Origin of the sequence: Chryseobacterium carnipullorum (assembly GCF_900142785.1) — a bacterium.
Taxonomy (GTDB): Bacteria; Bacteroidota; Bacteroidia; order Flavobacteriales; family Weeksellaceae; genus Chryseobacterium; species Chryseobacterium carnipullorum.
Window position 1 is genome coordinate 130465 of the sequence record NZ_FRCD01000009.1, and the last position, 26313, is coordinate 156777.

Annotated in this window: 21 protein-coding genes; 10 read left to right on the forward strand and 11 right to left on the reverse strand. The window is 34.4% G+C overall.

Going from position 1 to position 26313, the window contains the following annotated elements; all coding sequences use genetic code 11:
- Positions 1 to 543: 543 nt before the first annotated feature.
- On the forward strand, positions 544 to 981 hold the full coding sequence (mobA, locus tag BUC06_RS11780) for a conjugal transfer protein MobA (RefSeq protein ID WP_073334093.1): 438 nt from the start codon (positions 544 to 546) through the stop codon (positions 979 to 981).
- Between the two features lies 1 nt (position 982).
- Positions 983 to 2266, forward strand: coding sequence for a conjugal transfer protein MobB (gene mobB / locus BUC06_RS11785; protein WP_073334094.1), 1284 nt, complete (start codon positions 983 to 985; stop codon positions 2264 to 2266).
- A gap of 19 nt (positions 2267 to 2285) precedes the next feature.
- On the opposite strand, the gene BUC06_RS11790 is transcribed toward mobB, so the two are convergent.
- Positions 2286 to 2927: a GNAT family N-acetyltransferase gene (locus BUC06_RS11790; RefSeq protein WP_073334096.1), complete on the reverse strand. Its 642-nt coding sequence runs from the start codon at positions 2925 to 2927 to the stop codon at positions 2286 to 2288.
- Between the two features lie 162 nt (positions 2928 to 3089).
- On the opposite strand from BUC06_RS11790, the gene mobC reads away from it, so the two are divergent.
- On the forward strand, positions 3090 to 5102 hold the full coding sequence (gene mobC / locus BUC06_RS11795) for a conjugal transfer protein MobC (protein ID WP_073334098.1): 2013 nt from the start codon (positions 3090 to 3092) through the stop codon (positions 5100 to 5102).
- 33 nt (positions 5103 to 5135) lie between these two features.
- Here mobC and BUC06_RS11800 read toward each other — a convergent pair whose 3' ends face one another.
- Together BUC06_RS11800 and BUC06_RS11805 are read right to left on the reverse strand one after the other, a co-directional pair.
- Positions 5136 to 5981, reverse strand: a complete 846-nt coding sequence (locus BUC06_RS11800) for an RteC domain-containing protein (protein WP_073334100.1) — start codon at positions 5979 to 5981, stop codon at positions 5136 to 5138.
- A gap of 46 nt (positions 5982 to 6027) precedes the next feature.
- On the reverse strand, positions 6028 to 7737 hold the full coding sequence (locus tag BUC06_RS11805; protein WP_073334101.1) for a helix-turn-helix domain-containing protein: 1710 nt from the start codon (positions 7735 to 7737) through the stop codon (positions 6028 to 6030).
- A gap of 276 nt (positions 7738 to 8013) precedes the next feature.
- On the opposite strand from BUC06_RS11805, the gene BUC06_RS11810 reads away from it, so the two are divergent.
- The 3 genes from BUC06_RS11810 to BUC06_RS11820 all read left to right on the forward strand — a co-directional run bounded on the left by BUC06_RS11810 (position 8014) and on the right by BUC06_RS11820 (position 10241).
- Positions 8014 to 8235 carry a hypothetical protein gene (locus BUC06_RS11810; protein WP_073334103.1) on the forward strand — a complete coding sequence of 74 codons (222 nt, stop codon included), beginning with the start codon at positions 8014 to 8016 and terminating at the stop codon, positions 8233 to 8235.
- 202 nt (positions 8236 to 8437) lie between these two features.
- The gene (locus BUC06_RS11815) at positions 8438 to 9883 is read left to right on the forward strand and encodes a MauE/DoxX family redox-associated membrane protein (protein ID WP_073334105.1); all 1446 of its coding nucleotides are present in this window, start codon (positions 8438 to 8440) and stop codon (positions 9881 to 9883) included.
- A 76-nt stretch (positions 9884 to 9959) separates the two neighbouring features.
- Positions 9960 to 10241 carry a DUF6520 family protein gene (locus tag BUC06_RS11820; protein ID WP_072408733.1) on the forward strand — a complete coding sequence of 94 codons (282 nt, stop codon included), beginning with the start codon at positions 9960 to 9962 and terminating at the stop codon, positions 10239 to 10241.
- A gap of 27 nt (positions 10242 to 10268) precedes the next feature.
- Here the strand turns inward: BUC06_RS11820 and BUC06_RS11825 are convergent, their stop codons facing one another.
- From BUC06_RS11825 to BUC06_RS11835, 3 genes are all read right to left on the reverse strand, one after another.
- Positions 10269 to 12623, reverse strand: a complete 2355-nt coding sequence (locus tag BUC06_RS11825) for an alpha/beta hydrolase family protein (protein WP_167367422.1) — start codon at positions 12621 to 12623, stop codon at positions 10269 to 10271.
- Positions 12624 to 12756: 133 nt separating this feature from the next.
- On the reverse strand, positions 12757 to 14151 hold the full coding sequence (locus BUC06_RS11830; protein WP_073334108.1) for a RagB/SusD family nutrient uptake outer membrane protein: 1395 nt from the start codon (positions 14149 to 14151) through the stop codon (positions 12757 to 12759).
- 13 nt (positions 14152 to 14164) lie between these two features.
- Positions 14165 to 17170 (reverse strand): SusC/RagA family TonB-linked outer membrane protein, encoded by a 3006-nt coding sequence (locus BUC06_RS11835; RefSeq protein ID WP_073334109.1) that lies wholly within the window; start codon positions 17168 to 17170, stop codon positions 14165 to 14167.
- Positions 17171 to 17806: 636 nt separating this feature from the next.
- Between BUC06_RS11835 and BUC06_RS11840 the strand changes: the two genes are divergently transcribed.
- The 4 genes from BUC06_RS11840 to BUC06_RS11855 all read left to right on the forward strand — a co-directional run bounded on the left by BUC06_RS11840 (position 17807) and on the right by BUC06_RS11855 (position 22019).
- Positions 17807 to 18115 (forward strand): helix-turn-helix domain-containing protein, encoded by a 309-nt coding sequence (locus tag BUC06_RS11840; protein WP_073334111.1) that lies wholly within the window; start codon positions 17807 to 17809, stop codon positions 18113 to 18115.
- Between the two features lie 285 nt (positions 18116 to 18400).
- Positions 18401 to 19792, forward strand: a complete 1392-nt coding sequence (locus BUC06_RS11845) for a potassium channel family protein (RefSeq protein ID WP_073334113.1) — start codon at positions 18401 to 18403, stop codon at positions 19790 to 19792.
- A gap of 36 nt (positions 19793 to 19828) precedes the next feature.
- Entirely contained in the window at positions 19829 to 20821 is a 993-nt protein-coding gene (locus BUC06_RS11850; RefSeq protein WP_139263352.1) for a DUF2971 domain-containing protein, read from the forward strand.
- Positions 20822 to 21044: 223 nt separating this feature from the next.
- Positions 21045 to 22019, forward strand: coding sequence for a hypothetical protein (locus BUC06_RS11855; protein ID WP_073334116.1), 975 nt, complete (start codon positions 21045 to 21047; stop codon positions 22017 to 22019).
- Positions 22020 to 22210: 191 nt separating this feature from the next.
- Here the strand turns inward: BUC06_RS11855 and BUC06_RS23830 are convergent, their stop codons facing one another.
- The 5 genes from BUC06_RS23830 to BUC06_RS11875 all read right to left on the reverse strand — a co-directional run bounded on the left by BUC06_RS23830 (position 22211) and on the right by BUC06_RS11875 (position 26118).
- Entirely contained in the window at positions 22211 to 22354 is a 144-nt protein-coding gene (locus BUC06_RS23830; protein WP_167367423.1) for a hypothetical protein, read from the reverse strand.
- A 6-nt stretch (positions 22355 to 22360) separates the two neighbouring features.
- Complete coding sequence (locus BUC06_RS11860; RefSeq protein ID WP_073334117.1) at positions 22361 to 22909, reverse strand: hypothetical protein; 549 nt, start codon at positions 22907 to 22909, stop codon at positions 22361 to 22363.
- A gap of 15 nt (positions 22910 to 22924) precedes the next feature.
- On the reverse strand, positions 22925 to 24022 hold the full coding sequence (locus tag BUC06_RS11865) for an XRE family transcriptional regulator (protein ID WP_073334119.1): 1098 nt from the start codon (positions 24020 to 24022) through the stop codon (positions 22925 to 22927).
- Between the two features lie 40 nt (positions 24023 to 24062).
- Entirely contained in the window at positions 24063 to 24767 is a 705-nt protein-coding gene (locus BUC06_RS11870) for a hypothetical protein (RefSeq protein WP_073334120.1), read from the reverse strand.
- 262 nt (positions 24768 to 25029) lie between these two features.
- The gene (locus BUC06_RS11875; protein WP_073334122.1) at positions 25030 to 26118 is read right to left on the reverse strand and encodes a DUF4238 domain-containing protein; all 1089 of its coding nucleotides are present in this window, start codon (positions 26116 to 26118) and stop codon (positions 25030 to 25032) included.
- Positions 26119 to 26313 lie beyond the last annotated feature (195 nt).

The window sequence follows — 26313 nt, forward strand, 5'->3', positions numbered from 1 at the left end:
CTTCAGGAATTGGGGTAATCTTTCAATCAGTCAGTTGGTCTTTCTTGAATAGACCCCATTCTTCCGTCAGGTTGTAATTCCTGACTGATCTCTGTCCTTTGGAAATTCCGTATAACCGGAAAGCTTGAATTCCTGAATGCTGGAATGCTAGCTATCTAGATCTCAAACGATTTTGCCATACATCAGTCCTGCTGACATTCTTGCACAAATAAATAACATCCGGCTGCACTCAGCTTCTGAGTGGTTGTCTTTGTCTTGCAATGGTTTTGTTTGGCTTTATGAACATCAGAGAATCTGTGCATCATTGTGTTTTACTTTGTCAAAGGGTGATTGAATGGATTAATACTGTAAATCTTTTCAAATAGGAAGAGCCTGCAATGCTGGATTGAATCTATTGTATTGTAGGTTAATCCTTTCACCCGAAAGGGGCAAGTTGTGTTTTGAGCATCTCGAAACGTTTTCGGATGCTCAAAACAACTTGCCCTGCCGGGAGCTGAAAAACAATCTCCGAAGTCGATGTTTTAATAATTAATTAGATAGATTATGAAGGATCATAATGGTAAACCACAGAAAAAAACAGGACGCCGTCCGAAGGCTGATCCTGCCAAGATTCGATATACGATCTCATTTAATGAGGTGGAACATACCCGCTTTCTTGAACTTTTTGATAAGTCGGGAATGAAAGTGAAGGCTCATTTTATAACAGCTTGCATATTTGAAAAGACGATCAAGACCGTGAAGGTGGACAAAGGAACAACCGATTTCTATATGCGGTTGACCTCATTTCACAGCCAGTTTCGGGCTGTCGGAGTGAACTATAATCAGATGGTAAAACTGTTGTACACTAATTTTTCTGAGAAAAAAGCATCGGCTATCCTTTATAAATTGGAAAAACAGACTTTAGAAATGGTGGAGATTTTCAAAAAAGTGATGCAGTTGATAGAAGAATTTGATCATAAGCATTTGAAAAATCCAGAATAAGATGATCGCGAAAATTGGGAGAAGCAGTAATCTTTTTGGCACATTGTCCTATAATAATTCAAAAATGAACCAGGATAAAGGAGAAATTCTGATGACCAACAAAATGATTGAAACAGCTGATGGAAAGTATTCTGTTGCTCAATTAGCGAGATCATTTGCGCCTTATTTATTGGCAAACCGAAATACTGAAAAACATACCTTGCATATTTCCTTAAATCCTGATCCTAACGACAAGGTCTCTGATGAAAAATATAAAGAAATAGCTGAGAAGTATATGAATGAAATGGGTTATGGCGATCAGCCTTTTATCGTGTTCAAGCATACCGATATCGACCGCAGCCACATCCATATTGTTTCAGTTTGTGTTGATGAAGATGGAAAAAAGATATCCGATCAATTTGAAAAGATCCGATCAATGAAAGCCTGCCGGGAACTGGAAAAAAAATTCGGTCTGATATCCGCAGTTGAGAAGAAGTCTCAGCAAAATCAAAAGATCTTTCGACCGATCGATTATAAATCTGGAGATATCAAAAGTCAAATTGCATCCGTCATACGACATATACCCTCCTACTATCAATTTCAATCCTTTGGGGAATACAATGCGTTGCTATCTGTTTTCAATATTACTGCGGAGAAATTGGAGGGCGAATTACAAGGCCAAATAAAAAGAGGATTGCTTTATTTTCCTTTAGATGACCAAGGAAAAAAAGCAGGAAATCCTTTTAAAGCATCTTTGTTCGGGAAAAATGCAGGAATCGATGCTCTCGAAAAACACTTCACTGCTTGTAAAAACAAAAGTAATGATCAACCGCTCAAACAAAATTTGAAAAGATCGATTATTGAAGCACATCATTCTTCGAAAGATGAGCAAGCATTTAAAAAGAAATTGAAAAAAGAGGGAATTGATACTGTTGTCCGTAAAAATGACAACGGCAGGATCTATGGAATAACTTTTATCGATCATCATTCTAAAAGCGTTTGGAACGGGTCACGCTTAGGCAAAGAGTTTTCTGCTAACACCTTTAATGATTATTGGAACGATAACATCAAAGCCGACCTTACAAAAGATGACCAGTCACCAAAAGCTTCACAGTCCAACAATAAGGAGAATTTGCCTGCTGAAGAAACGCATCATTTATTTGACTTCTTACATACTGAAAAACACGGAGATAGCATATTTGAAGCATTAGGTGGTTTACTTCCAGAAACACAAGGCGAAGATTATGAAGAACAGGATTTTGCAAACCAATTGAAGAAAAAAAGAAAGAAAAACAGATCAAGGTGAGCGAATAATATGAGTATTTCTAAGATGGGATGACAATTGATGTATATAGACTACAAACTTTCCACCCTAACGATTGATAAAGTGATCTGCCTTGCTCTGTTGCTACCAAAAAATTTTCATGAACATTTTGTGATACCGCAATTTTCTCAAGCTCCGCAATCAAATACGTTGCCAGACCTTTTCGCTTGTGATTTTCTTCAGTAGAAATTCTATCGTATATAGCTAAATCCTCTACTATTGTAATACGACCTATCGATGCCAATTCCCCTTCTTTCGTCAGCACTTTTATTAGGGTAGTTGAATTATAATTTTTAACATCAGCCTTGTAGTTAGCAGGCAGGGTAATTTTTTGAATATTCATTGGTGAAGAACAGTTCATCATGTACCCTTGTGGTTGAATCACCCATTGATCAGAGATTACATTTATAAGATCTTCAGGAGCAGCGCAGACTTTGAGGAACACCCAGGTTTCTTTTATAGTTTTTGTAAGTTGTATAAAATCGTCATTAAGCTCTGCAAATATATACCGCGTCTTTTGCTTCTCATAACCGACATCAACTTTAAAACCTGATTTAAATTTTGTTGGTAGTGGCAATTGACGTGACAAGGTCCAGGCGCGAAGCCACTTTTCTAAAATATGTGAAGAAATACCGTTTATCATTGATCAGCCTTTATTTTATAACAATTTTTAAAGATAGAAATTTGAAATAACATTACCTGTTACTCAACGCCAAATGTATGCATACAATGCCACAGGCTGCCACATTTCCGGTACCTGATCAAGGCACAATACATTGATTGTCTAAAATTAAACTTTACAGTTATGCAGGGAGAAGATGATTTAAGAGGACTTGCCAAAATAATGGCATTTATGAGAACGGTCAGTGTTATTTTGGTTGTGATGCATTTGTATTGGTATTGCTATGGCTTTTTTGAAGAACGCGGCTGGACTTTAAATCTTGTCAATAAGATCCTTCAAAACTTTGATCGGGCAGCAGGATTATTTAGCAAACCACTGTATTCAAAACTTTTTGCAGTGCTTTTGTTGAGCCTGAGTTGCCTTGGCACCAAAGGGGTGAAAAATGAAAAGATCACCTGGAACAAAATATATGTTGCTTTGGGTTTGGGTGTATTATTATTCTTTTTTAGCATACCCCTTTTAAAACTGTCATCGGACTTTGTGGTTCCCTTATATATGCTGTCAACTGGTTCGGGTTATATTTTCTTGATGATGGCTGGTGTGTGGATGAGCAGACTTCTGAAACATCATCTAATGGATGATGTATTCAACAGCGAAAATGAAAGCTTCCAACAGGAAATAAAACTTCTTTATAACGAATACTCTGTCAATCTACCAACTAAGTTTTATTATCAAGGGAAATGGCATCCTGGTTGGATCAATGTAGTGAATCCTTTTCGCGCTACCATTGTTCTGGGTACGCCTGGATCGGGAAAATCATTCGCTGTAGTCAACAACTATATAAAACAGCATATTGAAAAAGGATTTTCCATGTATATCTATGATTTTAAGTTCGATGACCTTTCAACCATTGCTTACAACCATCTGTTAAATCATTCAGAGGGATATTCGGTAAAACCTAAATTCTATATCATCAACTTTGACGATCCTAGAAAAAGCCATCGTTGCAATCCCCTAAACCCGAACTTTATGACGGATATTTCTGATGCTTATGAAGCAGCCTATACCATTATGCTGAATCTCAACAGAAGCTGGATACAAAAGCAGGGCGACTTTTTCGTGGAAAGCCCTATTATCCTTTTAGCTGCGATCATTTGGTTTCTGAAAATCTACAAAGGTGGGATATACTGTACGTTTCCACACGCCATTGAATTGCTGAACAAAAAATACGAGGATGTCTTTACGATTCTCACTTCTTACTCCGAATTGGAGAACTACCTCTCCCCTTTTATGGATGCCTGGCAGGGCGGTGCACAGGATCAGTTGCAGGGGCAGATCGCTTCGGCAAAAATCCCTTTGTCGCGGATGATCTCTCCGCAACTCTATTGGGTAATGACAGGGGATGACTTTGCGTTGGATATCAATAATCCGAAGGAACCGAAGATTTTGTGTGTAGGAAATAATCCTGACCGGCAGAATATATATTCAGCAGCTCTGGGACTTTACAACTCAAGGATTGTCAAACTGATCAATAAGAAAGGACAGCTAAAAAGCTCGGTCATAATTGATGAGCTCCCTACGATTTATTTCAGAGGATTGGATAATCTGATCGCAACCGCCAGAAGCAACAAGGTTTCTGTTTGTCTGGGATTTCAGGATTTTTCACAGTTGACCAGGGATTACGGCGATAAGGAAAGCAAAGTGATCCAAAACACCGTTGGGAATATTTTCAGCGGACAGGTGGTTGGAGAAACTGCAAAAGCCCTGTCAGAGAGATTTGGCAAGGTTTTGCAGAAAAGGCAAAGCATCTCCATCAATAGAAATGATACTTCAACATCCATTTCAACACAATTGGACAGCCTGATCCCGGCCTCTAAGATCTCGACTTTGACACAGGGATTTTTTGTCGGTGCCGTCTCAGATAATTTCGATGAAAGGATCGAACAGAAAATATTCCATTCAGAAATCGTCGTTGACACCGTTAAACTTTCTGCACAGGAAAAAGACTATCAGCAGATCCCTCAGATCCGTTCATTTATTGATGGGCAAGGACAGGATTGCATGCAGGAAGAAATCACAGCCAACTATAAAAATATTAAAGCTGATATACTGATGATCATTAATGATGAAATGGAGAGAATCTCAAATGATCCAGATCTACAGCATCTGATCAATAAAGATCAAGGAAAACCTTAAATGGAGGTAGACCATTTAAGGTTTTCAAAAAAATCACTCACCTTCAGTATTCAGGAAGTGCTGATTGAGATGGTCACTGACCAAATGCAGAAATTTCGTTGGACCCTGTTTGCGGTTCCTGATCTCAAATATCGTTTTGTGAAAGTTGCCCAGATCCGTGTCCAGAGATCTTTCCACGAATTTGATGACCTCACTGAGTTCTACATTCCCCCCGTTGAAACAGCGCATCTGATATAGGGCGTACACAAGCTCGATCAATCCGACCTTGGATGCAGACCATACCAATGGTGACAAGGTTTTAGTGCTGACATTATCACTTAAGTTTTCAAGTTGTTTTTTCAGGTATTTGTCCATCTGCTGGCTGGCCATGAATCTTGCTACCAGATGATCATGAGAAGTGGTGAAGCTGGTGTCAAAATTGTAGAAGCCGAATGATAATTTCATTTTCAGGTCGTATGAATTCCTGACAAAGACCTTATGATCTAGATAGGTAGCCTCTCTACGGTAATAGCCGTAAAATTCTGCTTGCTCCAGATAAAAGCTTTTGAGTTTTTCCTGTTCTGCCTCGTAATATTTTTTCAAGGTCTTGTTCCCGGCACTCGGTTTATGGGATTCGAGGTCTAAAATTGTGGAATAGTAGATGAATTTTGAAATGAACTGAGGCTTTAGTTTTTTGAAGAAATGAACCTCTTCGGCGATGGTTTCAAAATGATGGTTGGTGATCATCTCCTTTAACTTTCTGATGGATTCATCGATCAGTATCAGTGAACGCTCTGCGACCTTGACCATGTCTTCATCATCGTCATACACTTCGTTGATCCTTAACTCTAATTCGTCATACAATTGAGCGATCTTTCTAAAAATAGTTCTTGTTACCATGTCCTTTTTTTAGAAAATTACAAAAAATCCTTTATTCATGCCACTATCAACCGATTCCCAATTCCTGTTTGCGCTTCTTGATGTAATCAGTCGGACGTATGCCATTAATATCAAAAAAAAGATTCGAGAAATTCTGGCGGGATGCGATGCCACATTCCTTCGCCAACGCCTCAATGGTGAAGTGGAGATACATGTTGTTGGTATTGAGAAGATTGGTGATATAGTTGATCCTGAGCTCCGCTATATACTTGTTGAAGTTCATCCCCTTGTGTTCGTTGATGTAGACTGACAGATAATGGGAATTGGTTGATAGCTTTACTGCAACGTCCTTTTCGTTCAGTCCTTTCTTTAGAAATTGTTTTTCCAGTTCAAATTTTTCCAGTTTTCCTCTGATCTCAAAGCTCATTTCTGGTGTCAAAGAGGTTTTTCTTGATGTGTCTTCAACAGTTTCATCTTGTATAATGTCTTTGAGAATATAAGTATCGTCAGTTATTCTTTTTTGAAGCAGATCATACTGTTTCTTTATTTTCCGGTCTTTAATGTAGCGTATAACAAAAAAACTGAGGACAATTGTTCCTGAGAATATGAGGATCTGTGCAAAGAATATTTTTCTTTTATCTGCCCTTTCTATATCCTCTTTTTGATCGATCAGGGTTTTACGGTCATAATCCTTATGAAGTTTTGAGGACAGATAAGGGTAATCTTTGGAGATCGCACTGTCAGCTTTAAGAAGTTGATTGGTGTAATAAAGCTGTTTGCTCTCATCAATATTTTTATTTTTATAATATTCAATGAGATAATGATAGCTCCTATAAACTTCAGGGAGTATAAATTCATGCTTTTCGAAGATCTTGTCTATTTCACTATAGTAATAGATGGCCTCACCTATATTATTTTGAGCTTCGGAGATCTTACCTAAATGGTAATAAATGACTGAAACCCAGGCAAAGTCATTTCTTTTCAAAATAACAGGCAATGCTCTTTCCAGGTCTTTCTTTGCCTCAGCGTAATTTTGCTTATGAAATTTTGAGATGCCCATGCATTTAAGAAAATAGCTGTTTTCAAGATCAAAATCATGATCATTTAAGGTCAATTGATATCCCAACCTGCTAAGGCTGTCACTTTTAGTGAAGTTTTTAAGATATCTGTTAACGATGGTCATTTGGTGAAGACTATTCAGATAGGCCTTTTTGTAATTGAACTTCTCATTATCGTGCAGAATATGCTTTGGTTTTGATGAATAAAAAGTAACGCAGTCCTGAAAATGTTCCAGGGCTTCTTCATAATACCCCAAATGTTCTTTGACGACCCCGAGATGATAGATCACCTTATAATGATGATACTTATCTTCTGACCCTTTTGAATATTGATAAGCTTTTAGATATTGGTCCAAAGCGAGCTTATATTTTTTTTGATAGAAATAATAGATGATTCCCTTGCTTAAATAATCTTTGCTGATGTCATCACTGGTTCCGTGCTTCATGCTGACTGCTATGGCACTGTCGGCATACTTGATCTTGTTATGGTAGTCAAACTGCCTCCCATCCCTGTAACCCTGAATTAATTTCGGAATGTTATTTTCGCTTTTCGCCTTCTGGATGTACAATTTCACATAGGGCATTGCATCCATGTCATCAATGGTCATTTTTTCGTAGTGTTTTCTGATCTCACTGAAAGTCGTTTCTTTTTTTTGCTGGGAAAATAGCAGGTGTGAAAATGCAGAAAATAGCACGAGAAAGTAATTTAACTTTTTCATATACTGATTATTAGAACCTCACCATCTCAAAATTAATCATTTTGTATTTAAATAAAGCAGTTTTAAGGGCGCTGGAATCTTATCAGCAGTCGTATTCCAGAATCCTTGATCTACAAGGCTTTCACAGCTATTTATCCTTGTATCAATTTTAAAATTGAGACGTATCTATTTTAAAATGGGTCCATAGAGTAGTTTTTTTCGTGGCTTCAGCCGGATAACTTTGGCTTCAGAATTCTAATACAATCCGGCCGGGATAACCAACCAAAAAAATTAAAAATGAAAAAGTTTATCCCAATTTTTAGTATAACGATAGCTTCAGTTTTTATGCAAAACTGTACCCATCGAGATGAGGAAATCAATGTACGTGATGATCGACCTGATCAGATAGAAAAAACAATGATGATGAAAGGAGATTCTGCCAAAACATCAGAAGAAATTGTAGATCCTGACCCGCCGGTACGGGATGGTGACAACTGGCGGCTTGTTCCAAATAAATAATCAAATTATATGACCTATGATTCCCCTTACCTCCATATCAGTTGTCACAGGCTTACCATGTCCGGAAAGCGGCATTTGGGAAAGTATGGGGAATTTTAGAACGACAGTGACCTTATTCAAGGGTGAGAAAATGCCTGACTATTGTGGGAGGAAGATCAAATGGAGATTGATTCAAGTCTGTTAAACTAATACAAAGAAAATTATGAAAAAAATTGCTAACATCATTGCTACAGGAATAAGTTTCTTCTTGATCTTATTGTTTGTATATGCCAGTGTAAGTAAATTGACTGATTTTGAGAACTTCCAGGTACAGATAGGGCAATCTCCTATACTCGGCGAATATGCAGGCTTTTTTTCTTATGCTACAATAATATCTGAGATTATAATTGTTATCGTATTATTTTTTAAGCACTCGCGTATGATAGGATTATATGCCTCGCTAGGTATGATGTTCACGTTCACGTTCTACATATATCTCATCTTACATTTTAGTGATTCAATTCCTTGCTCTTGTGGCGGCATACTGGAAAAGATGACCTGGAATGAGCATCTTATATTTAATTTGGCTTGTATCGTATTGATAATAATTGCAATTAATACAATAGAGTCTAAAAACAAAAAGAAGTTGCTGGTAGTTGGCGCGTTGATCGCTACACTGCCAACATTATTGCTTATACTAATATTTTGTCCACATATCAATGATAATCAGGGAGATTTTAAAAGGAAGATGATAAGTCCATTAAGATCTGAATATAAAACATTACAGTTACCTACGGACAACTATTATTTTGCAGGCAATCATGGTGATACATTATTTTTAGGTTATAGAAAAACACCACTGCTACTTTCGACTGTTATGCCATCTTTTAATGATGTAAAAGTGGATACCATAAGACTCGATAACTATAACTACCAATTCAGAAATGTCTCTATCAATGTATTGTATCCGTATTTCAGTGTGTCCGATGGCAAAGTACCGGTAATTTTTGAAGGGAAGCTTCCTTCGTTAAAAGTTTACGATACAGGTATTAACCGACTGTATTTTTCAAAGTTTTATTTGTTGGAACCAAAGAAATATGTATTTAAAACGATGCTTATTAAAACAAGAAAAAGTGAATTAGGCGTCTTAAAAAGCTCTTCAAAAAATTATGTTCTAGCTCCTGAAGTTCTAAAGACCAACGCTGATGGTATTTTTGATGTTGACGGCAATATGATTATTGACCATATAAATCACCAAATCATCTATACGCTGCTCTATCGAAATCAAACAATAACTACTGATTTTGATCTTAAAAATATTCAGAGGCACCATACATTACTGGATATATCCTCTAATGATACCATTAAAACTACAACATTAAATAATGGTCAGACAAAATTGCTGAAAGCACCGCTTGAAATAAACACAGCACAAACAGCATCCAATAACAAATTCTTTAATGTATCTAAAGTACGAGGAAAAGACGAATCATTTATTAAGTTTCGAAAAAGTGACGTGATTGACGTGTATGATCTACCAACTAAAAGATACCGCTATAGTTTTTACATAAAAAATGACAGAAGAAACAAAATCACAAGTATTTTAAGCACAAAACATCATTTATATGTACTGTCAGGAAATCAAATTTCTCGATATACATTTAAATAAGATCTGTTGGCCAACAGAACAGGGGTTGCCGAAAACCTGTTGATTTAGAGTAGGCATAACATCAAATTTTATTAAAATGAAAAATTACATTTTACCAGCAGTTCTAATTCTGATAGGAACCGGAACTGCATTCGCTACTCAAAAAGAAAAAAGTAGCAGTGAGAATTTAGCTGTTAGACAAGGCTATATTTTTAATAGTCTAACTAATCAGTGGGACAGAAGTGTCATGTGTCAAGAAGAAGATGCTCCAATATGTACGGTTGACGGAACAGTCACCGGTGCGCAGGTTTTCGGAACGAGCGGCCCGCAAGTGGACCATCCCGAAACGGCTAATCTTGAATTGTATAAAATAAACTAAAAAAAGAGCTCCCAAACGGGAGCTTTTTTATTCAGTTATTGGACGTAGCCAATCTGCTAGTGGTTGATTTTTTAAATAATAGTCAAACCATTGCCAAATTCTGACGTTCAGATCACGTTGATTTTCTTTTGAGTTAATAGTATGGGTCTCATTAAAATATTCTAATAGTACCGATTTCTTCTGTAACCTTTTCATCCCTAAAAAAAACATTTTTGATTGCTCAGGCGAAACATTTCTATCTTTCAATCCTGTCCAGATCAATACCGGCACTTTAACATTTTTAAGATAATAAATTGGTGAGTATTCCTGATAGTTTTTCCAACTGTCAAATAACTGGTTTTTCATCCGGTATTGTCTGCTCTCCACCCGAAGATAGTTAGGTTCTGACATAACTTCAGACTGACTTAGTGTCCTAGTTACAAGGTCGGAAACCATTACGCCCGCAACGCCCGTTTTAAAATAACTTGAATTTCCCAAAGCTAATCCCGTTTCGTAGCCACCAAATGATAATCCCAAGACTCCAATATTTTTTTTATCGACAGAAGCTAATTCTTGGGCAGAATCGATGCTCATTTCTAAAGATGATATAATACTATTCTTAATGTTTGAAATATCGTATTGTAAGTCTGGCAAAAGTACAATATAGCCATTCAGCAGATAATGCATATAATTAAAACCATCTCTGGCTGACAAAAAAGGTTGAGCATAAGTTAGAACATTCAACGATTGCTGTTCATATACATTAACGATGAGGGGATATTTTTTCTTGTTGTCGTAGCCAATAGGAAGTAACAGGGCAGCATTCGCTCTACCAAAAATTGTCTCGTATTGAAAAATATGATATTTCAAATTTTTAAGTAACGATCTTTCTTCATTTTGAGATTGATACACTATTTTAATGGCACTCTTGTCAGCAATAGATAATTTTAAAGGCTCAAAAGCAAATTCAGAAGTGAATAAAATGCCATTTTTATAAGGTACTGCTTCCTTATAATGTCCTTGATCATAATATGTTGATTTTTTCTTCTTATAATGATACATGCTGAATCCAGTAGTGTAATCCATCATATTAAATCTTTTAAAAATCATTTCTTTTTCTAAGTCTATCGTTGCCAGTTTTAGATTCCAGGGAGATTCAGAATAATGATCCTGCGTTCGTTGCAACTCGTACTTTAGCTTTTTTTCTTCGCCATTCGTAATCCTTTCTAAATGATGTGACTTTAAATCAAATATGAGATAATCAAACTCATTAGAAAGCATAACCGCTGATCTGTCTTTGATTAGGATTGTTTTACGATCAGGACTATCTGATAAAACAGCTCTTGAATTGTCTTTCCGTTCTTCATCATCTATTGGCAATAAAATATCAGTTTCTGAATCCACGTTATAACTCCTCCATCTCCCTTCATTGAAATAAACGAATTGTCTCGTGTTGCTGTCCCATAAATAATTTCCGTCATTACTTCTTTTTTTAGCTAATAAATAAGAACTTTTACCATAGTCCAAAATCAATTTTAAATCTCTTACAACATTTTCCTGATTTTCTACTTTATCTGAGCTCTGGTCATACACAATAAAATCGCCCTTGTCATTTAGAAATTTATAGACTGGTGAAACTTCAAATTGATTAGGTGTATACTCCCAATTATGTCTGGCGATATTGTAGATACCAAGATGATGATATAAAATTTGATCTTTACTGTTTCTATTGGAGTACGTAATTTTAAGGTCAGAATTCTCACTTTTTATCAATTTACTTTTGAGGTACAGCGGCAGCAACAAATGTTCGTCTTCCCTAATCTCAAAATAAGTATCTAATGATTCAGCCAACTCAAAACCTTCAGGACAACGAATGATTTGTTTATAGAATCGGTCAGCTGAGTTATCCAAAGTATATATCTCCAGCTGCAAAGCCTGCCTATGAAAAAGATATACCTTTGCGCTAGTAAAGCTAATCCAATCAATCTCACTTTCCAAGTTATACGTTTTCGCTCGCTTCGTTTTCAAATCGACAATTCCCACCTGCTTTCCCGAAGCGTAGATTAATTGCTCAGAATGCTCATCCACTTTGTACGTTTGCACCGTATTTTCTTTCCATAGGACCTCTCCCGTTTTGGATGTTAAAATTAGCTTCTGTAACCTTGTATCATACAGTAAAACCGAACCTGAACGCTTTAAAACTGTAACTGAGAACCCACCTTTGACATCATTATACTTCCCTCTTTTTAAATTTTGAAATCTTGTCCTTTCCGAGGTCTGCATAATGAGGTCTTCATCTCCAACAAAACTGTACTTTATATGTTTTTCAACGACAGTTCCCTTTCCAGTCTTCAAATCAACAATCTCATCTTCATTTTTACCATAAGTATTATTGTGATTCACTACAGCATATTTGCCGGATGGACTTACGGTTAACAGATCAGTTTTGTAAAATTGACTATAGACCGAATCCAGGCTGTCTATGTTCTGAGAAAAACAATAGGCCTGTGTAAGCAGAAAAACAAATGTCCAAAACCTAATAACCATTATTCTGAGGGTTTAAATTAGGATTTAACAAAAGTTCCTTTTCCGGTAACGGCAACAATTTAAAGTTCGGCTTCCACCCGGATTTCTTTACTTGCATCACATCATCCAACAGATTGTAATGACGAAGATCAAAGAAACGGTGTCCAAACTCTGTGAATAGTTCAAACCTTCTCTCTTTGATAATGGCATTCAGCAAAAAGGCGGAATCCGAAGTATTTGCAATACCGTTTAAACCAGCTCGGGTACGGACCGAATTAATGTCAGCAACCGCCGCATTGTACTGAGCCATCTTCAACATAGCCTCAGCTCTTATTAAATACAACTCCTCCACTCGTAAGATCACAGAATATTCCATCGTTGTGGCACTGCTGGAGTACTGTTGGTATTTAAAGGGGTAATAGTAAGTTTTGTTTTGTGAATCCTTGATCTGCGCAACCCAGGAACTGAACCTTTTATCGCCGGTTTCAAACTCGGAGATAAAATCCTGCCGAAGCGCAACATTTGAAGGTGGTGCTGTTTTGATAATAAATACGTTGCCCTGATAAGTATTGTATCCTGCACCATAAGGCAATAGTTGCCAAATACTGCTGGTGCTGTCTTTTAAGAACAACTTATCTAGGACTTCCATCTGATACTGCGGATTGTTGATAACAAGATCGCAATAATGCTTAGCACTACCCCAGTCGGATTGATAGTAGCCAATTCTTGCAAGCAAAGCATAAGATGCCATCTTTGTGGGATAAATTCTACTGCCTTTAGGTAGTGTTTCCGGCAGCAGGGCAAGTGATGCTTCAAGATCATTCCTACATTTTAAATAAACTTCATCAACACTGATTTTACCTATACTTTGATTAACCTCATAAGCTGTTGTTGTAACATAAGGTACAGCACCGTAAGTCAATGCAAGATAAAGATGAAGGATGGAACGTAAAAACAGTGCTTCTCCTTTGAGCTGAGCCTTCACCGCAGTGCTCAGCTGATCTGAATTTTCCACCCCTTCAATCACTGCATTGATATTGTAGATCTGAGTGTAACTTGTATTCCATACCGTACTGATTTTATCTGTACTGGCAGTATGGCTCAATTGATAGAAAATTGAAGCATCCGTTGTGGCAGCGCCATAAGACTGTAGCTCATCAATATAGGATCCCCAGATCACCTGCGCTCCTGATGAAGAACCAGACAGAAATCCTGACTCTTCCAGCGACCTGTAGATTCCTGCCATGGCAGCCTTTGCCAACTGGTCATCTTTAAAGACCACATCTCTTGTTATTTGATTTTTTGGCAATCCAACATCCGTAAACTCATCACAGCTTTTACAAAGCAGAAGGGATATGATTAAAATTGACAGTAGAATAATATTTCTGATAATTGTATTTTTCATGATAATTAAGGTACTAATAGGTTAATGAAAATCCACAACTGATGACGCGTAATGGACTGCTGTATCCTGCTAACATAAATTCAGGATTACTGCCCTTATAGTTGGAGAATACAAAGAGGTTTTGCCCACTTGCAAAGATCTTCGCCTTGAGTTTGCTTTGATTCAATGACGGAATTGTGTACGTCAATGTCGCATTCTTGACCCTCACTGTAAAAGAATCCGATACCGTTGCATCACTGTTGATAAAGAGTGAGCTTGTTGTTGCAGCTGCAGGATTAAAGCCGGCACTGGGCTTCTGAAACTGGGCATCAGGATTATCCGGGGTCCAATAATCATTGTACATTGCAGGTCGGTTGGCCATTACCCCTAAGTTATTGTACATCGAGTACGCATTATACTGACTTTGACTGACAAATTGCAGAAGCACGTCAAAAGTCCAGTTTCTATATTGTACACTATTTTGAAGGCCACCATACCAGTACTCTTTCAGCTCCTTACTCACCACACGGTCCGCAGTATTGATAATCCCGTCCTTATTGGCATCATAAAAAGTATAGAGTCCCGTTACAGGATCGATGCCCGTATATTGGTATAATTTGACCAATGATGTAGACTTTCCAACCTCAAATTTGTTGGAATAGGTTGAAGTAGCCAGATTAGGAAACTCAAGCAGTTGATTTTCAGGCAACGTGAAATTGAGATTAGTCGTCCACTTCCAGTTTACTGATTGTACATTGACCGACTGGAACGAGATCTCTAGACCTCTGTTTCTCACCGTGGCATCAAGATTCGCCTGGATACTTGTAAATCCGACCGTGGCCGGCATTGGGATTCCAACCAACTGATTAGAGCTTATGTTATGATAATAGCCTAATGTAAAATTCAATCGTTCCTTAAACAATCCCATTTCCAGAGCTGCCTCAAATTTCCTTGTAAGCTCCCAGCCAAAATTTTTATTATAAAGCCTTTGCGGTACCAAGCCTGAACTGCCACCATATGACCCGCCGCTAGATTGGTAGGTATCGTAATACTGATAGTCGCCAATTTGATCATTACCAGCCACCCCATAACTTGTTCTCAATTTTCCAAAACTCAGCCAGGACGAGTCTTTCAGCATATTTTCTTCAGAAAAAAGCCAGGCCGCACCTAAAGCACCAAAGTTGGCATATCGCCTGTCGGAACCAAACCTGCTGGAACCATCTCGCCTTCCCGTTAAATTCAGAAAATACCGTTTGTTAAATCCGTAATTAAGCCTTGCATATACAGCCTGATAGCGGTAAAGTGTTTCACTGGCGCTAGGAACCGTGATGGTAGTTGCCGCTGCAATATTGGTCAACATTTCATCAGAAGGAAAATTTTTGGCGAGGATCACTACATTGTCAGACTTCTGTTCCTGTAACGAAGCACCCAACAAAGCTGACAGCTTATGTTTACCCCACCTTTTTTCATAATTCAGCTGGGGCTCCAGTATCCAACTCTGATTCTGCTTCTGTCCTTTTCTTATTGATGAATTACTGCTTCCTATATTGCTTGCAGGATTGTAAGTCGTCTTTGGAAATAATTTTTGGTCATAAGCATTATAACTGCTGTAGCCCGTGTTGAGGTTGACAGAAAACCCGCCTCCCATATTGTAGCTGGATGTAATGTTGGCATTCAAGCTGTTGGTTTTAACAGAATAGGTCTGCGTTGCAGGTCCCATCGGATTCGAAAACGTACTGTTCTCCCAATTGATCTTATGATCAGCCGTATAGAGGTCAGGTGCATTGGGAGCCAACGAAGCATACAGAATATTAAAGTCTGTCGGAGGCAGGACATTGTTTTGTAAAGCTGCTGTACCATTAAACCCTATCTGGAATCTTCGGTCTTTACTCGAGTGGTTGAGGTTAATGCCTAAGTTATTTCTGGTGTAGTGGTAACTTCCCGGAAATACTGTTGTTTCTTCATTGTGACCACCGGAAACCGAGAATTGTGTATTGCCGCTTCCGCCAGATACACTGAGCTGTACATCTGAAAATTCAGCCTGATTGCCGACGAAGTATTTCTGCCAGTCTGTATTTTTTGTAGAACTCCACACCCCATTGACATCGTAGGCATTGGCAGGAATCGCAATACCATCATTGGCGAAAGCCAGTTTACGCATTGCCGTATATTCCTCAAGAGTCATCATTTTAGGAAGGTTGGTCATATCGCCAAGACCATAACTTGTTCTCAGACTTACCTCTGTTCGCTCCTTCTTTCCTTTTTTAGTAGTGATCAATATGACGCCATTGGCACCCTTGCTACCATAAATGGCGGTTGCATCAGCATCCTTCAAAACTTCGAAGGACTCGATGTCTTCAGGGTTAATGGAATTTAGGGGATTGGTTTCACTGAAAGGCATAATATTTCCGGACATTCCGGTATTAAAATCATTGATTTGAGGTAAAGGAACACCATCGACTATGCATAACGGTTTATTGCCGTCATAGCCTGTAGAAGCATAGCTTCTTAAACTGTTTCTACCCCTGATCTGCACATCGAAACCACTTCCGGGAACACCTGAATTCTGTGTAATCGTCACACCCGGCATCCTGCCCTGCATGGCTGATAATACATTATTCACAGGCTGGTTTTCTATGTCTTTTGCCGTGACCTTGGCTATACTTCCGGTACTTTCTTTCTCTCTTACTTTGTAGTAGCCGGCGTTGAGAATAACTTCTTCGATTCCCTTTACTTTTTGTTCTAAGCTGATATTGACGACGGTCTGATTGGTGGCTGTGATTCGTTCTTGAGCGTAATCAGGATGTCTGAACAATAGGATGGGATTTTCTGCTGAAACCTGTAATTGGTAGGTTCCGTTTTCGCTGGTGGTCGTTATCTGATCGCTTCCCTCTTGGGAGATGGTTACTCCTGAAAGTGGTTTGTTGGATGCAGTAACGGTACCGGAAATGGTGCGTGTTTGGGCTTTTGTGTTGGTGCTGATAGCGGTCAACATAAGGCCAAAGAAAATACCTCCTATCTTGTAATAGGAATTTTTCATAGATTTGTAAAAGGTTTTTAATCGTTAAATTAATTACTGATCTGCTCTTTCCCTATGTCGTCAAACTGTATGGGAAGGGGCTTTTTTGTTTTTTTATTTTTTGTAATTAATGTGATGGATTCATCGATGGATAAAAACTTTCCTGATGCCCTTTGGTATGAAAAAGGACTGGTGAGGTTCTGTAAGCAGTGACCGCAAGGCACCGGAAAGCATTTAATATGAATGAAATCTGTGTCCCGTGTGAGCTATTGAAAGCCGCAATAGGTTGTACCTTCCTATTGTATCGTGTAATCTGATACTGTATTTTAGGAAGCGGGCTTAGATTTTATTGTAGAGGTAAGGCGAACAGCATTGAAAGAAAAACGGCATGGGACTCAACATATCCGAACAGAGGTACTGGTATACACATCCCAAGATAAGTGAGCCCACGCCTAGGTCGTGAGCTACTTTACTTATCATCTTAGGGATTTAAAAATTACCAGTTTTCTGTCCAAGACTCTAAGCAATAGCTTCTAATATTTCTTTGAAGTATCGCAAAGTTACATTTCTGTAACTTATTTTACAAATATAATAAAAAATTACATACAACACATATATGTGTTTATGAAAAATTAAAGAAATCCCAAAATTTACTAAATGTATATATGGGAAGTAGATGAATTAAAATTTCAAGTTGGAAAAATATTTCAATTTCATAGATTGAAAGGTAAACTTTCGCAATTGCAACTTGGCAATGAGATTAATCTTTCAAGTAATCAAGTTGGTAGAATTGAAAGAGCAGAAACTAATCCAACTATAGAAAGTATCGTAAAATTTTGTAATTTTTTCAAAATTGACATATTAATTTTGTTTACAAAGTTGACTGACATTGAATATGAAAAACTTCAAATTGAAATTAAAGAATTACAAAAAGAATTTAAAAATCATAATAGAAGAAAATCCTAACTCAAAAAAGTTAGGGTTTTTATTTTACATTTCAATTTCCTTGTAGAAACGGTCAGAGCATTGCCGGGGAACTTCTTCTGTTTCCTAAGCATCTTTTTGCAATGAGTCTATCCAAATTAAAATCCCTTATAAGCAACGACTCATTTAATATTATAGATTTTTGAGTTTTATCTTGATCTATCAGTATGAAAGTATTATTCAAAAATAATGTTATTATTTTTGAAATTTCGGAAAGTTGAAAAAATTCACGACAGTAGTTTGTATATTTGGTTATAGTAATAACTTATGATTGATATAATAGATACGATTTATGAGGAAAATATTGGAATTTCGGAAGATGATTTATTAGCCAAAATTATTCACATCGAAAGATTGACGCCATTAGATTTATGGCTCTTACCTCAATATGTCTTTGATGAATGGCGAAAAAAACATGACTATCCAATCATATTTGATAATTTTAAAAGAAGATTAAAAAAATTTGATGATTGGATGAAAGAATATTCATTATCACAAGATATTCTTTTCGACGGTTATATAAGTAGTTTCATTGAAAATAAATATACTGAAAACAAGGAAATTAAAACAAAACACTTATTGAAAGTCACCTATAAAAATAGAACCAAATATCAGGTTTGGGACAACTATGAGGTGGACTTTGCACAAAATGATGATGAAATTGAATATGAATATGTAAAAGAATTTTTAGGCTATTTAGATTGGTGCGAAAATAAAAACATTGACAGCGATTTTTTAAAACAGATAAATCGTTACGGACGAGGTTCAGAATACGAAGAAGTTTTTTACAATTTTGACCTTCGTTTACTGAAAATGGGAGGAATTGAGCCACCTACAAACGGATTAAATCAAATTTTAAGGCCAAAAAAAATTGAATTTGTCAATGTTAATGGTTTAAAATTAAATGAGGAAATTAGCAACAATCAATCTATTGAATTTAATTATTGCACAATTGATAACTTGACTTGTAAACATCTGAAAATATTGTTTATAACATTTCGCAATACCAGTGTTCAAAACTTGAATATGTTTAATTCACAAATTAGCAATTGGAAATTTATTAATTCTAATGTTACGGGGAGAATTACCGACAGTTCAATGAAAAATATAAGGATTTGGGGAGGGCAGTTTATTCCTATTTTTCAAAATGCAGATTTAGAAAATTTTGGAGTTTGGTTTTCTAATATTAAACATTCTGAAAATTTTGACAGGACATTTAGAGCCCTATATAAGGCAAATAATGAATTAGGCAATTATAAGATAGCAAATGATTTTAAAATTAAAGAATTAGATTATAAAAGATTAAAAGCAAAAGGTTTTAAAAACAAAATTGCTTGGAATTTTGATAAATATTTTTGGGGATATGGTAGAGAACCAAAAAGAATTTTAATAGTTATCTTTTTGACAATCTTGATATTTGCTTTTATTTATTCTGTAGTATCAAAGGATATTATTCCAAAAGAAATTGATAATGATTTAAGTTATTTTGAAAAGTTTTGTTATGGATTGTATTGCAGTATAATAAGTTTTGTGACACTTGGTTTTAGTGATATTTTTCCACGAACAGGAATAACTAAAATTATTGTTTCAATAGAAGCAATTATCGGAGCGTTATCAATGGGTGCATTTGTTGTAAGCTTAACAAAGATAAAAGATTGAAGATTATTGTAATTTTGATTAAACTAATAAACAAAGATGAATTTACCACTAGATCGCAAATCATTCACTTTGCATAACAATGATTTAGCAGTTAAAGTTTACGAGCCTTTACCTGATAAGCTTTATAAGTATTTTTCCCTAAATAAAAATAGTATTAATAATTTCATAACAAGCAAAGTCCATTTTTCCAATCCATTTAAACTCAACGATATAATGGAAGGAAGCAGTCAGCTTTGGAATCTAGAGTCATTCATTGATGATTATAGAGCGGAGACAGGAAATGATTGGCGTGAAATATTCGATTATATATCTAAGGAGATTCCTGAAGAATTTTTTGCTCATAGAGGAGTTTTATGCCTGACTGATTCATTTGACAATAACTTATTCTGGCCTCATTATACATCAGAATTGGGCTTCTGTGTAGAATATAGTCAGAAATCCTTTTTTGATTCTATTGTTTGCGATAATAAATTATTATATCCTATAGATTACAAACCTTTAGAAAGAATTGAATTTACAAATTTTATAATTAAGACATCGAATGGTAGCAAAATGACAGTAGAAGCCCTATTACCTATGATCTATTCGATTTCTATAAAAGATTTGATCTGGGGATATGAAAGAGAATGGCGTTTAATGATCAAAAAAGAACATCTGGGGAAAGTTTCTCATCCGCTTAGAATTATTGATGAGAAGGAAAACAATATCGAAGTAAATAATCTGCAAAACCGTAATATCACTTTTGATAAAGATTCAATTCAAAAAGTAATTGTTTCCACTTTATTTTTCAGCAATTCAAGATTTTCAAATATTGAAGTGATTAATGATTCTACTAAAAAATACCACTTTAAAGGTGACAGCGTATATTTATTTTTATTTTTTTTAGAGATAGCTAAAAACTACAATGATAGATTATTTCAGATTGATAGAGATGTTAGCAATAATATAATAGTAAGTAAGTTAAACTACAAGCATGAAGTTATTGATATTACTGAAAAATATGTAGTTTTAGTATCCACCAGAATATAATTTGTCGATTTTTTTTTGAGCATCTCTAAAAATTGCAACATATTACAGTTAACAACTATAATTATTAGAAACATTTCAAATAATAAAACTTCTCATTTATTCACTATTTTATATGATATTAATACCTTGATAAATTAATGAAAGATAGCCTTTTGGAGATGTACTTAAAAATGATAATTATCCAATGCAATTACACTTATAATCGATTTTTATTATAATAACCATGGAAAAAAAACACGAATTTATTCATATTCTTATGGATAAAGCTAGAGGAACCAAATATTACAAGAAAAATGTACGACTTTCTGCAAAAGATGCGTTTTTACAAACCGAAAAAGAATTCCGGAGATTAAATACTATCGTCAATAAAAATAAGGTGTCTGAATTAACCATTGCTAACAGTATCTATAAAAAACTTCGAGGGCAAATTAATGATAGTGAAATTGATGCTTTCGCTAAAAATCACTTTGCGGCGGCATTCTATAGTTTACTGGATATCAAGCAGAAAATGATAGACGAAGGAATTTTTAAACATACTGGGATTAAAAAGTACGGTTTTTTGATTAATGAACTTATTTTTGACCTTGTAATCTTTGCTAATCATATAGGGCAAAAAACAGAGCCTAATTATCGTTTGCTTAATAGCTGGAAGGCAACTACAGAAGATTCAAAATGGCATTTTTTAGGTACGCATCAATTATTATACTATAGTATTTACAACGACAAAAGACTTGATAATAAGTTTTCTTTTATCATATCTCCAGTAATTCTGAGACAGACTATTGAACTTAAGATGAATAGAATAGTAGGCTTAGGTGATATTCTTGATAATAATGGAGAAAAAATTTTCACTAAACATAATTTTATTTTTGACTTTGTTCGAAAGAACAAATCTCTTTTCGAGTTTGATTTTGATATTACTATCATTCAGAAAATTTTTGAATTCTGCAACGAAAGTGTTCACAAAGGTATAATGCCTTATTTCTGGCAAATGTTCTATGCAATGAAATTCTGCGATAAATTGTTTTACGATCCAAATTTTAAGAAAGCGGCATCTGTGTATAGTGCAATTAAAATAAAAGATTTTTCTCTTGTAAAATCAAAGTTGGAAACGGAGTTAAAAAGTTTATTTCCTAGCCCTAAATATGATATTGAAATATTTTGGATTAAGCCAGAAGCCCAAATACTTAAGAATTAATTTAGAAATTAATTCTTTAAGATAATAGTGACTCATAAACATATAGTATTGGAATACTGTCAATTTATTCTGCATAACCTATCTTAAATTATTTCAATTTCTGATAATAATATTAAAACCATTTGAAATTGATAAATTAATATATGAATAACCTCACGAATTAACGTGAGGTCATGTAATTTTCAAAAAAACTAGAAATTACTTTTTGTTACTTTACCAATATTGACATCTCCACCACCTTTAATATGACTTCCGTTTTTCACAGAAACTTTATCTGGTGTACGTACTTCACTTTTAGGTAACTGTGGTTTTTCTTTCTTTTCTTCTTCTGCCATGATTTATTAATTTATAAGTTTAATGAAATAAAATACAATTATAATTATTGTTGACGCAACCCCTAAAAAAATACCATTTTTAGATTGAGCGTAAAATTCAGAACGTTTTTGATTAATCAAAAAATTGGTATTAGCACAATCCATAAAACTATCTTTCAAATAATTATTCATCAACAATTCTGCATCTTCTAAAGTTTCTTGCTCTTCTCTCAAATTTAACTCGTAATCAAAAATTTCTTTTGGATTTCCAATTTCTTTATAAATATAAGATTTAGGAAAATTAACAAACGATTTTAATAAATAATAAAGAGAACAAGCGATACTTCCCAATGTTATGGATACAAATACTTTAAGAATACAGATTACAAAATACTTATCCAAAGGTTCTTTTAAAAATTTTTCAAGAACAAAAAGATTTACAGCAACAATCGTTGTATAAATTAGTATTGGTAGATTTATCAAATTATCAAACTCTTTTTTTCTCTCAATTTCTTTAAAATACAGCTCTTTATAAAAGTCAAATGTATTAATCTCCTTTTTTTCAATGTCATCCATTTCCTTTATTAAAATTTAAATTAATCTAAGATTGATTTTACTCCTACTTAATTTTGGGAAATATGAATGCAATTGAGGATAATTTTGAATATAACATCTATAAAATTCATCGATATTTAAACCAAACATATTTTGAATTTCCTCAATAGAATATTCTAAATCATTAAAATGTAATTCAAAGAGTTTTGGAAGCAAACTTGGCGATTCGATTTCAAATTCAAAAGGTTCTACTTTTCTCCAGCCATTATAATTAATTTTTGTAATCCATCTTCTATGTTGGTCTAATGTCATTGCTCCATTTTTATTAGCCTTATAAATAATTGCTTGAATTGAAACTTTCCAATAACTTTTAAGTACAAATAAATTTTGTTCAGTTAAATTAAATAAATATTTTTTTATTTCTTTTATTGGAATTAAGAACTCTGAAGCAAATCTATCAGCTTCTTTTTCTAAGTCTCTATTTTCATCTATAATACCACCTTTATAGTGCATTAATAGATGTGCTAATTCATGAGCCAATGTGAATCGCTTTCTCGAACTTGGAATACTATTATTAATTATAATTAAAGGTATACCATCAGGAGTAATGAAGCTCACACCTGAAATTTTTAGGTCTTTATTAAAGTCATAAAAATGAACGACAACACCCTGTTTTTCTAATATATTGACAAGATTTTTAACTGGTCCATTAGGAAGATTAAAATATTGTCTAACTACTAAAGCAAATGCCTCTGGGGTCGTCTCTTCTTTTTCTAAGTCAATATATGGTAAATCTACCTTGATATCGACACTTTCTGCTAAATCAATAATGTTACTTGAGAAAATGTTTATTATCGATTCAATTTTTTTTGAGTTTGTAACAGTTGTACCTAAGTTCTTTCTAAAATAGAAATGTTTTAAAGGATATACTTCGTGACTTTTATAGAAAAAATCTTTTTTGTAATCAAGAACAGAAGCTATTTCAGTAATCATTTCCTCATTTACATGATATAGTCCTTTTTCAATTTTAGATAGAGTAGCCTGATTAAAACTCAGTTGCTGAGCCATAGAAGTTTGAGTCAATCCTCTGCTTTCTCTGGCAAGTTTTATTCTGTCTACACTGATTGTTTTCATTTTTTGTAGATTTTTAAAGCGGGGTGGGTTGTTGTTAATGTTACTTTATTTCTTTTTTCTTTTTGACAACGTCTTTGTTTAACGTTACATTTTCTAAATTACTATTTTCTTCTCTTTTTGTTCGAAGTTTGATTGGCTCCTGATATTGATAATTAAATAAATCTGGAGTTTCAGTCGTCCAGTTCACTTCCTTTCTATTAATCAAAGAGGTGACAAATGAACCATCACCTTTTTTAGGATTCGGACCAACAAATAAAAATGGAATATGTTTACCTATAAATAAACTTCCCGAAAACGTTTTCAAACTATTTGCCGTTGGATAGCAATTAGGCTTATTTTGTTTTCCATTTAACTTTTTGATAAATACAGCATATCTATCCTTGACAATAAAAAATGGTGATCCATGATTATATCTAACTTGGACTTTATTGCTAAAGTTTTGATCTTCATTCATTTTTCTGAAAACTTTCGATTTTATCGTAGCGTTCAAATCAGTAGCAAACATACCCGTCATTTTATATTTTAGACTATCTGCTCCTTGCCTCTCAAACACTTCTTTCAGCGATTTTGTAATAATACTATCCAAAATTGCCAGTATATCCCCAATCTCAGTTTTCACTGCGTCTTGGTTCGCCAAATCAGAATATAACTCTAATTTCTCTTGCATACTCTCCAAATCTTTTGTAGATTTGCCCAATAATTCAGGAGAGTACCAGTCACCTGAATTTAAGTTTCTAAAATTCATAATAAAAAATATTTGCCCACCCCGCGTGGGTATTTTTGTAATATTACCCTGCGCAAATATAGTATAAATTATTCTTATATTATTCCTAACTAAGATAAATGTTATATTTTTTTACTAACATTTATCTTATTGATTAAATTATAATTTATTCTGATATCTTTTTGGACTAAGTATCGGATTAAATAATTTAGAATAAAGCCATATGTTTATATGTAGGGATAAACTTCAATAATTTTATAGATAAATTCAGGAAAGAACGAGGTTAAATTTTTGAAATTTTATTTTTTGAGTTAATTTTTTTAAATTCTTGCATCATCATATATTCGTCACTCTTTGACAAATCATTATTCTGTTTTTTATATTTTTCATGATATAATTTGATAAGATAGTAGGCATCATCTCTACTATTGTCTCTTTCGCAATCTTCAATTATTTGTTTTAAAACATCCATTTTTCTATGAATTGAAGTATCGTCAATAATCTCTTTATGTTCTAAAAATTTTTGATAATCATTTTCACTACAAATAACAAATCTTTTTGCTTTTGAAATAGTTTCATAATTAATCAAGCTGACACTAAAATTTGGCATCTTCTGACGATAAATATAATTTACCATCTTATTTTTGTCATGATATAATTTAACCAGATGTTTTTTACTTAAAGGTAGAGAGAATTCAACTGTCCTTTTAAACGGATTGTTTGATTTATCAGATGTAATATCCTCAAAAAAGACAGGATTATCATTAGTAAAGAAAATTGAATCATCTTCAATAGTGTGAATTTCAATAATTAAAAATTCGTGCATTTCAGAAAATGCTGCCGTTAAGTCGAGATGATTTTCTCTAAATATTTTATCAATTTTAGAAGTGACTTCAGACCTTATTACATCAATATTAAAACCCTCGACTAAATATTTTTCGTCCAAATAATCAAATCTTGCTTCGTTTGCTTTTACAGCATGATCATAAAGACTTTGAATATTAATAATATGTTCATCTATCATTTTAGAGAAAACATGTGGATTTCTATGTAATAGGTGAAGTATAGAAATTATAATTTCAGATCTTTCTAAATTATTTATATTCGTCCTTTTTTTATCAAATAATATTTTTATTGATCTATTAAACATAGGTTCAATGAAATTGGCATAGACATTTTCTACAGCTAACGCATCATTTGACTTTTGGCTTGGTAAAACTAAAGTATAAAGGTTTGTAATAGCTAAAATATTATCCGTAGCAACTTTAAAGAATCTTTTTTCTTGTTTGTCGTAGACCTCTATAGTATATGTACGTTTATTTTTCTCTCCAAAATTTTTCAAATATACCTTTGGAACATAATGTTGTCTCATATTTACGGAAATATTAATTATATATTTAAATCATTTAAAATTAGGATATATATGTCGCTTTTGAAGAAATTTAATTTGTTTAAATCTTCAAGAAAATGTTTCGATATCTTTCTGGGGCTAAAATGTCAAAAAGAAAAATATTTCATCAAATCTCAAAATAATCTATTGCAATAGTAATTCTGTTTACTAAGACAA

Excerpts from the sequence above, each read along its gene's own strand:
- BUC06_RS11805 (WP_073334101.1), bottom strand. The coding sequence starts at position 7,737 with ATGAAAAAGTTAAATTACTTTCTCGTGCTATTTTCTGCATTTTCACAC.
- BUC06_RS11865 (WP_073334119.1), bottom strand. The coding sequence starts at position 24,022 with ATGAAAACAATCAGTGTAGACAGAATAAAACTTGCCAGAGAAAGCAGA.
- mobB (WP_073334094.1), top strand. The coding sequence starts at position 983 with ATGATCGCGAAAATTGGGAGAAGCAGTAATCTTTTTGGCACATTGTCC.
- BUC06_RS11810 (WP_073334103.1), top strand. The coding sequence starts at position 8,014 with ATGAAAAAGTTTATCCCAATTTTTAGTATAACGATAGCTTCAGTTTTT.
- BUC06_RS11820 (WP_072408733.1), top strand. The coding sequence starts at position 9,960 with ATGAAAAATTACATTTTACCAGCAGTTCTAATTCTGATAGGAACCGGA.
- BUC06_RS11840 (WP_073334111.1), top strand. The coding sequence starts at position 17,807 with ATGTATATATGGGAAGTAGATGAATTAAAATTTCAAGTTGGAAAAATA.
- BUC06_RS11800 (WP_073334100.1), bottom strand. The coding sequence starts at position 5,981 with ATGGTAACAAGAACTATTTTTAGAAAGATCGCTCAATTGTATGACGAA.
- BUC06_RS11855 (WP_073334116.1), top strand. The coding sequence starts at position 21,045 with ATGGAAAAAAAACACGAATTTATTCATATTCTTATGGATAAAGCTAGA.
- BUC06_RS11875 (WP_073334122.1), bottom strand. The coding sequence starts at position 26,118 with ATGAGACAACATTATGTTCCAAAGGTATATTTGAAAAATTTTGGAGAG.
- BUC06_RS11835 (WP_073334109.1), bottom strand. The coding sequence starts at position 17,170 with ATGAAAAATTCCTATTACAAGATAGGAGGTATTTTCTTTGGCCTTATG.
- BUC06_RS11850 (WP_139263352.1), top strand. The coding sequence starts at position 19,829 with ATGAATTTACCACTAGATCGCAAATCATTCACTTTGCATAACAATGAT.
- BUC06_RS11860 (WP_073334117.1), bottom strand. The coding sequence starts at position 22,909 with ATGGATGACATTGAAAAAAAGGAGATTAATACATTTGACTTTTATAAA.
- BUC06_RS23830 (WP_167367423.1), bottom strand. The coding sequence starts at position 22,354 with ATGGCAGAAGAAGAAAAGAAAGAAAAACCACAGTTACCTAAAAGTGAA.
- mobC (WP_073334098.1), top strand. The coding sequence starts at position 3,090 with ATGCAGGGAGAAGATGATTTAAGAGGACTTGCCAAAATAATGGCATTT.
- BUC06_RS11870 (WP_073334120.1), bottom strand. The coding sequence starts at position 24,767 with ATGAATTTTAGAAACTTAAATTCAGGTGACTGGTACTCTCCTGAATTA.
- BUC06_RS11830 (WP_073334108.1), bottom strand. The coding sequence starts at position 14,151 with ATGAAAAATACAATTATCAGAAATATTATTCTACTGTCAATTTTAATC.
- BUC06_RS11845 (WP_073334113.1), top strand. The coding sequence starts at position 18,401 with ATGATTGATATAATAGATACGATTTATGAGGAAAATATTGGAATTTCG.
- BUC06_RS11790 (WP_073334096.1), bottom strand. The coding sequence starts at position 2,927 with ATGATAAACGGTATTTCTTCACATATTTTAGAAAAGTGGCTTCGCGCC.
- BUC06_RS11815 (WP_073334105.1), top strand. The coding sequence starts at position 8,438 with ATGAAAAAAATTGCTAACATCATTGCTACAGGAATAAGTTTCTTCTTG.
- mobA (WP_073334093.1), top strand. The coding sequence starts at position 544 with ATGAAGGATCATAATGGTAAACCACAGAAAAAAACAGGACGCCGTCCG.